We start from the raw sequence: 6,827 nt of genomic DNA on the forward strand, positions 1-6,827 counted from the left end.
GACGCCAGCACGCGTGCCCGGCGCCGCCGGCGGCGGACCCGGGCGAGCAGCCGCGGCAGCAGGGTGTCCGGCACCGGCGGCAGCTCCTCGGGCACGGCGAACGCGGAGGCGTCGAGCCGGGCCAGCAGGCCGGGGACCCCGGCGACCTCGCGGACGGCGCGGGCGCACTCCGCGCAGCCGGTCAGGTGCTCCTCGAACGCCCGCCGCTCCTCCGGGCTGAGCGCGCCGAGCACGTAGGCCGCGTCGTCGTGGGCGTAGGGGTCGGTGGCGCTCACCCGGTCACCCCCAGCTCCTCCAGCGCCAGCCGCAGCGCGCGCAGCGCGTAGTGGGCCCGCGACTTCACGGTCCCGGCCGGCACGCCGAGGCGACCGGCCGCGTCGGCGACCGACCGACCCTGGAAGTAGCACTCGAAGAGCACCCGCCGGTGGTCCTCGGAGAGGGTGGCCATCGCCTCGGCGAGCACCCAGCGGTCGAGCAGCTGGTCCACCCGGTCCTGCTCGGCGCGGGCGTCGGGCGGCTCGGCCATCACCGTCTCGGGACGGACCTTCCGGGCGCGCCACTCGTCGATGACGATGTTGCGGGCGACGGTGAACAGCCAGCCCCGGGCCGCCGACGGCGTCCGTGCGAAGACCTCCGGGTGCTGCCAGGCCCGGACCAGCGTCTCCTGGCACACGTCCTGGGCGCGGACCGGGTCACGGTCGGTCAGGTGGAGGCAGTACCCCCACAGCGCCGCGCCGTGCTCGTCGTGCAGCGCCCGCATCAGCTGTTCGTGGTCGTCGGTCACGGTCCGCCCCCTGGCCGGTCGCCGGTACCCCGAGTCTCGGGGTCGCGTCAGCGCCGCGCCACCCTCCGCCCGCTGCCGGCCCGGGTGAGGTACCCCTCCTGGGCGGCCGCCACCACGCCCGCCACCACCGCGAGCACCTCCGAGGCGGCGGCCAGCCAGGCGTACCAGCTCCAGCCGGTCTGGATGCCGAACAGCCCCACGCTCACCGAGATCAGGAAGGCCCCGAGCGTGCTGGCCCCGAATCCGACCGCCAGCAGCAGCGGCATCCAGTGGTGCCAGCGCACGAGGAGCACCGCGATCGCCGCGCCGGCGAACACGTTGACCACGAACAGGGCACCCACGGTGCCCTGGTCCTTGACTCCGTCGAGCCACAGGTACAGGTGGATGACGGCCGAGACCGCCACCGCCACCGCTCCGATCCATCGCATCATCCACGAGCTCCGTTCCCCACGGCGCCGTCCGGCGCCTGTTCGGTCGTGTCCCCCCAGACACGGACCGCACCGCCGGGCGGTTCAACGCTCCCGCCGGTGGACCGGACCAGTGCCGAAGGCCCGCAGGAACCGGTCGCGGAAGGCGTCCATCCGCCACACCGGGGCGTCCGTCGCGGGCCGCAGGCCGGCGCTCCACCGCCAGCCCGCGACCGCCGAGAGCAGCCGGGGGTCGCGCGCGATGACCGAGACCGGCACGTCGTAGCCGGGGTCCTCCCCGCTGACGTAGTGGTGGGGCTGGTGGTCGCCCAGCATCACCACCACGAGGTCGTCGGCGGGGCGCCCGGCGAGGAAGGAGGTGACGGCCTCGACCGAGTAGGCGACCGACCGGGCGTAGGCGTCGCGGACCCGGTCGGGGTCGGCCAGCACCTCCTCGGCGCTCTCCCCCTCCGCGGGCATCGGGTCGAACACCGAGCCGTCACCGACCTCCTCCCAGGGGACGAGCCGCGGCAGCGGCGCCCACGGGTGGTGGCTGGAGACCAGGTCGATCTCGGCCATCACCGACGGCCGGTCGGTCGGCGCCAGCTCCGTCGCCCCGAAGCGCGCCAGCGTGTACTGGTCCGGCATCGTCGCGTAGCCGAACGCGGGCCCCCGGTAGCCCACGTCGCCGGCGCCGTAGAGCCGGTCGAACCCGTAGAAGCGCTCCCCCTCCGTCCAGCCCCGGGTGACCGACGGGACGGCGAAGACGGTGCGCCAGCCGGCCCGCCCGAAGGCGCCGGTCAGCGTGAGCCGGTCGGACCCGAGCAGCTGGCTGTAGCGCCGCTGCCCGTCCACCCACAGCCCCGACTGCAGCGTCGCGTGCGCGAGCCAGCTGGCCGCGCCGAAGGTCGGGGAGGTGAGGAAGCCGCTGCGGGCGCGGTAGCCGGCGCGCCGCAGCCGTCGGTCGCCGGCCTCGACGGCGGCCGTGACCGCCGGGGCCAGCTCGGGATCCTCCAGCGCCGACCGCCCGTAGCTCTCGACGAAGACCAGCAGCACGTCGACGCCCCGCAGCCGGGAGAGCAGCCGCTCCGGGGGCACCCGCGCCATCGGGTCCTCGGAGATCTCGGCCGCGAAGACGCCGTGGTCCCTCAGGTCCGCGCGGACGCCGACCGCCTGGTCGACGACCACGCCGGCGGACGCGGCCGTCAGGGACCGGTGGTACGGCGCCGGGCCGACGCCGGCCGCGCTGAGCGCGGCGGCCCCGACCGTCAGCGCCGCCGCGACCGCCACCACGCGGGTGCGGTGCCGCCCGGCGGCCCGGGCGACCCGCACGGTCGCGATCGGGAGCAGCACCAGCAGCGCCAGCACCAGGGCCACCACCACGGCCACGAGCAGCACGGCGACGGCGCGACCGGTCGAGTCGGCGAGGACACCGAGGGCCGCGCCGAGGTAGAACCAGTCGCCGATGACGTCGAAGCGTCGGTCGAGCACGAGGGTGAACCCGACGTTGACCGCCTTCAGCGGCACCACCACCGCCAGCAGCACCCCGACCGCCGCCCCGAGCCGGACCGCCCACCGCGCCGGCAGCAGGGCGGCCACCACGACCAGGACCATCCCCTCCAGCGGCACCCGCAGCACGAGCCACGGCGTCAGGTTCCGGTCGCCGTCGGGCGCCGCGAGGGCGGCCCACACCAGGACCCCGGCCAGGACCGTCACCAGCGCCCGCACGGCGCCCCGACCGCCGCAGCGCTCGACGACCTCGGTGCCGAAGGAGAGGAGCAGCGCGCCGAGCGCCACGGCCAGCAGCCCGGTCGCCGCGGCACCCGGGAGCAACCCGCTGCACACGGCCAGCAGCGCGACCCCCTGGAGCGCGGCGACCGCCTTGCGCCAGCGGCGCGGCGCGATCTCGCCGCGCAGCGGGGCGACGACACGCTGCGCGAGCAGCAGCAGGTAGCGGGCCAGGCCGATCAGCAGCACCCACCAGCCGACCCGGGTGGCGGCGTCCACGCTGAGCGCGAGGATGAGCAGCGCGTCGGTCTCCATGTCGAAGAGGGCACCGAGCGGCGTGGCGGTCCGCGTGCGCCGCGCGACCCGCCCGTCGACGGCGTCGAGGACCAGCGCGGGTGCGGCGAGGGCGACGATCGCCGCGGACGGCCCGGGCTCCGCGAGGGACGCGACCACCAGCCCCGCGACCGCGCAGGTCAGCACCGACCGGACCAGCGTGACCAGGTTCGCGGCGCCCAGCGCCGTCGTCCCGGCGGCGGCGAGGCCACGCGCGAGCAGCGCCACCACGATCGCCTGCAGGCCGAGCGCGACGAGCCAGGCCACCACGCCGACGCCGGTCGCGGCGCTCAACAGGGCGAGCAGCGCGACCTGGGCGGCCAGCGCCGCCCGGGCGGGCCGCACGCTGACGGCCCGGGTCCGAGCCGGTTGAACCGGAGCCACGGCGCCTCCGTGTGGTGGACGAACGGGCAGGTCGTAGGAACCACGGGCGCGTCGCCCGTCCGGTTCACCACGACGGGGACGAGATGGCGGCGAGGAAGGGGGCACCGTGGCGAGCAACGGGTCGGCCTTCTGGGTCGCCGAGCCCGGGCGGGGCGAGATCCGGGCCGAGTCGCTCCCCGAACCCGGGCCGGACCAGGTCCGGGTGCGCACGCTGCACTCCGCGATCAGCCGCGGCACCGAGCGCCTGGTGTTCGCCGGCCGCGTGCCGCCGGACCAGTACGACGCGATGCGGGCGCCGTTCCAGGCCGGCGACCTGCCGGGCCCGGTGAAGTACGGCTACCTCAGCGTCGGCACCGTCGAGGCCGGCGAGCCGTCGCTGCTCGGCCGGACGGTCTTCTGCCTGCACCCCCACCAGACGTCGTACGTGGTGCCGGCCGGCGCGGTGACACCGGTGCCGGTCGGCGTGCCCGCGCGCCGGGCGGTGCTGGCCGGCACGGTGGAGACGGCGCTCAACGCGCTCTGGCAGGCCCGGCCGATGCTCGGCGACCGCGCCTGCGTCGTCGGCGCCGGGCTCGTCGGCTGCTGCCTGGCGCGACTGCTCGCGGGCATCCCGGGCGCCGAGGTGACGCTGGTCGACGTCGACCCGTCGCGCGCGGAGGTCGCCGCCGCGCTCGGGGTCGGGTTCGCCACGCCCGAGCGGGCACCGCGGGACCAGGACGTGGTCCTCCACGCCAGCGCGACCGGCGCGGGGCTCGCCACGGCGCTGGGCCTGCTGCCCGACGACGGGGCGGTCGTCGAGCTCAGCTGGTACGGCGAGGGGCAGGTCGGCCTGGCGCTCGGCGGCGACTTCCACTCCCGTCGCCTCGGGATCACCGCGAGCCAGGTCGGCGCCCTGCCCCGGACCGCCCGCCCCCGCTGGACCCCGGGCGGCCGCCTCGCGCTGGCACTCGCGCTGCTGCGCGACCCGGCCTTCGACGCGCTGCTGACCGGGTCCTCCCGGTTCGCCGACCTGCCGACCGCGATGGAGGAGCTCGCGGCCGGCTCGCTCGACGGCATCTGCCACACGATCACCTACGAGGACGCCTGATGTTCACCCTGACCGTCCGCGACCGGATGATGGTCGCCCACAGCCTGCCGGACCCCTTCTTCGGGCCGGCGCAACGACTGCACGGCGCCACCTACGTGGTCGAGGCGACGCTGCACGCCGACGCCCTCGACCGGCACGGCGTGGTGGCCGACATCGGTGCGCTCGCGTCGGCGCTGCGGGCCGTGCTCGCCGGCCTGGAGTACCGCAACCTCGACGACGAGCCGGACCTCGCCGGGGTGCTGACCACCACCGAGGTGCTCGCCCGCGTGGTCGCCGACCGGCTGGCCGACGGCCTGGCCGACGGGCTGGCCGACGGCGGCCCGGACGCGACCGGCCACGTGCGCGACCTGGAGGTCACGCTGCGCGAGACCGACCTCGCCTGGGCGTCCTACCGCCGCCCGCTGCGGGTCGAGCCGTGAGCCAGCCGGCCGGCCACGGCGACCCGGCCCGCGTGCTCCACCTGCTCGTGCCCGCAGGCGTCGACGACCCGGATCGCCCCAGCGGCGGCAACACCTACGACCTGCGGCTGGCCGCGGCGCTGTCCGAGATGGGCCGTGACGTGCGCCCGGTCGGCGTACCGGTGGGGTCGGGGGCGGCGCTCGCGGCGGCGCTCGCGGGGGTCCCCGACGGCGGCCGCGTCGTCGTCGACGGCCTGGTCGGACTGGCCCACGCGGAGCCGGTCGCCCGCGAGCGCGGACGGCTGGCCGTGTGGCTCCTGGTCCACCTGCCGCTCGCGCTCGACGAGGAGGCCGGCCCGGACGCGGTCGCGCAGGAGCGCCGCGCGCTGCGCGCCGCGGCCGGGGTCCTCACCACCAGCGACTGGACCCGCCGGTACCTGCTGGCCGAGCACGGGCTGGCGCCCGGGTCGGTCCGGGTGGCGCGGCCGGGCGCGGACGGCGCCGAGGTCGCGGCCCGCTCCCCCACGGGTGGGCGGCTGCTGACGGTCGGTGCCGTGGTGCCCGCCAAGGGGCAGGACGTGCTGGTCGCGGCGCTCGCCGGGGTCGCCGACCTGGAGTGGTCCAGCCGGGTCGTCGGCCCCCTCGGACGGGCACCCGGCTTCGCCGCCGACGTGCGCCGGTCGGCCGCGGCACCGGGCCTGGGCGGGCGGGTGCGGATCGAGGGACCCCTCCCGCCGCGACGCCTGGCCACGGCGTACGCGACGGCCGACCTGCTGGTCCTGCCGACGCGCCTGGAGACCTACGGGATGGTGGTCACCGAGGCGCTGGCGCGCGGCGTCCCGGTGCTGGCCAGCGGCGTCGGCGGGGTCCCCGAGGCGCTGGGGACGGCCCCGGACGGGTGCCGCCCCGGCATCCTGGTGCCGCCCGGCGATCCCGCGGCGCTGGCCGACGCGCTGCGCCGGTGGCTCACCGACGGCGCCGCCCGCCGTCGGCTCCGAGCGGCCACCCTGGCGCGACGGCCCGGGCTGGAGCCGTGGACCGCCACGGCCGCGAGCGTGCTCGACGCCGTGGCGGCCGGTCCCCGGCCCGGGGTGAACCGATCCGCCGCGGCGCCCGTGGTTCCGACATGACCACCCTGCCGGGCCTGGACCCCGGTGCCGGCGCCCCGGGCCACGCCCCGGCGCCGGCGTCGCGGACGCGCGCGGTGGTGCGCGTGGGCCTGCGACTGGGCGTGCCCGCGGTGGTGCTGGCGGTCCTGGTCCAGCGGCTCGGCGCGGGCCCCTTCCTCGAGGCGTTCGACCTGGTCACCCCGGCCGCGGTCGCCGCGGCGGTCGGGCTGGTCGCGCTCACCACCGCGGGCTCCGCCTGGCGGTGGCGGTGGGTCGCCCGACGGCTCGACCTGCCGCTGGGGATGCGCGGCGCGGTCGCCGCGTACTACCGCTCCCAGCTCCTCAACCAACTGCTGCCCGGCGGCATCCTCGGCGACGTGCACCGGGCGGTGCGCCACGGCGACGAGCAGGACGCGCTCGGCCGGGCGGCGCGGGCCGTCGCGTGGGAGCGGGCGCTGGGGCAGGTGGGGCTGGTCGCGCTGACCCTGCTGGTCGTCGGCGGCGCACCCGGCGGCGTGCTCGCGCACCTCGGTCCGGCCGTGCTGGTCGCGCTGGGGGCGGCGGGGCTGCTGGCCGCGGTCGCCGCCGCGGCCGGAC

The 6,827-nt window shown here is 77.7% G+C and carries 8 protein-coding genes; 4 read left to right on the top strand and 4 right to left on the bottom strand.

Annotation, left to right across the window (positions count from 1 at the left end; genetic code table 11):
* The 4 genes from ABLM29_RS21845 to ABLM29_RS21860 form a co-directional block, all read right to left on the bottom strand.
* On the bottom strand, positions 1 to 275 hold a 275-nt coding region (locus ABLM29_RS21845), incomplete at its 3' end, for an anti-sigma factor family protein (RefSeq protein WP_349716735.1).
* Positions 272 to 784, bottom strand: coding sequence for a sigma-70 family RNA polymerase sigma factor (locus tag ABLM29_RS21850; protein WP_349716736.1), 513 nt, complete (start codon positions 782 to 784; stop codon positions 272 to 274). The genes ABLM29_RS21850 and ABLM29_RS21845, both read right to left, overlap by 4 nt.
* Before the next feature lie 47 nt (positions 785 to 831).
* The gene (locus tag ABLM29_RS21855) at positions 832 to 1,215 is read right to left on the bottom strand and encodes a hypothetical protein (protein ID WP_349716738.1); all 384 of its coding nucleotides are present in this window, start codon (positions 1,213 to 1,215) and stop codon (positions 832 to 834) included.
* An 81-nt stretch (positions 1,216 to 1,296) separates the two neighbouring features.
* On the bottom strand, positions 1,297 to 3,597 hold the full coding sequence (locus tag ABLM29_RS21860) for a CDP-alcohol phosphatidyltransferase family protein (protein WP_349716740.1): 2,301 nt from the start codon (positions 3,595 to 3,597) through the stop codon (positions 1,297 to 1,299).
* Positions 3,598 to 3,742: 145 nt separating this feature from the next.
* Between ABLM29_RS21860 and ABLM29_RS21865 the strand changes: the two genes are divergently transcribed.
* The 4 genes from ABLM29_RS21865 to ABLM29_RS21880 form a co-directional block, all read left to right on the top strand.
* A complete protein-coding gene (locus ABLM29_RS21865; protein ID WP_349716741.1) occupies positions 3,743 to 4,723 on the top strand; it encodes a zinc-dependent alcohol dehydrogenase in 981 nt (326 codons plus the stop codon).
* Positions 4,723 to 5,142 (top strand): 6-pyruvoyl trahydropterin synthase family protein, encoded by a 420-nt coding sequence (locus tag ABLM29_RS21870; RefSeq protein ID WP_349716743.1) that lies wholly within the window; start codon positions 4,723 to 4,725, stop codon positions 5,140 to 5,142. The genes ABLM29_RS21865 and ABLM29_RS21870 overlap by 1 nt, the downstream gene beginning before the upstream one ends.
* Positions 5,139 to 6,251 (top strand): glycosyltransferase family 4 protein, encoded by a 1,113-nt coding sequence (locus ABLM29_RS21875; protein WP_349716744.1) that lies wholly within the window; start codon positions 5,139 to 5,141, stop codon positions 6,249 to 6,251. The genes ABLM29_RS21870 and ABLM29_RS21875 overlap by 4 nt, the downstream gene beginning before the upstream one ends.
* Positions 6,248 to 6,827 (top strand): lysylphosphatidylglycerol synthase domain-containing protein (locus tag ABLM29_RS21880; protein ID WP_349716745.1); only part of this gene is annotated, 580 nt, incomplete at its 3' end. The genes ABLM29_RS21875 and ABLM29_RS21880, both read left to right, overlap by 4 nt.

The sequence above is a fragment of the Nocardioides sp. YIM 152588 genome (genome assembly GCF_040191335.1).
Lineage (GTDB): Bacteria > Actinomycetota > Actinomycetes > Propionibacteriales > Nocardioidaceae > Nocardioides.

Excerpts from the sequence above, each read along its gene's own strand:
- ABLM29_RS21870 (WP_349716743.1), top strand. The coding sequence starts at position 4,723 with ATGTTCACCCTGACCGTCCGCGACCGGATGATGGTCGCCCACAGCCTG.
- ABLM29_RS21855 (WP_349716738.1), bottom strand. The coding sequence starts at position 1,215 with ATGATGCGATGGATCGGAGCGGTGGCGGTGGCGGTCTCGGCCGTCATC.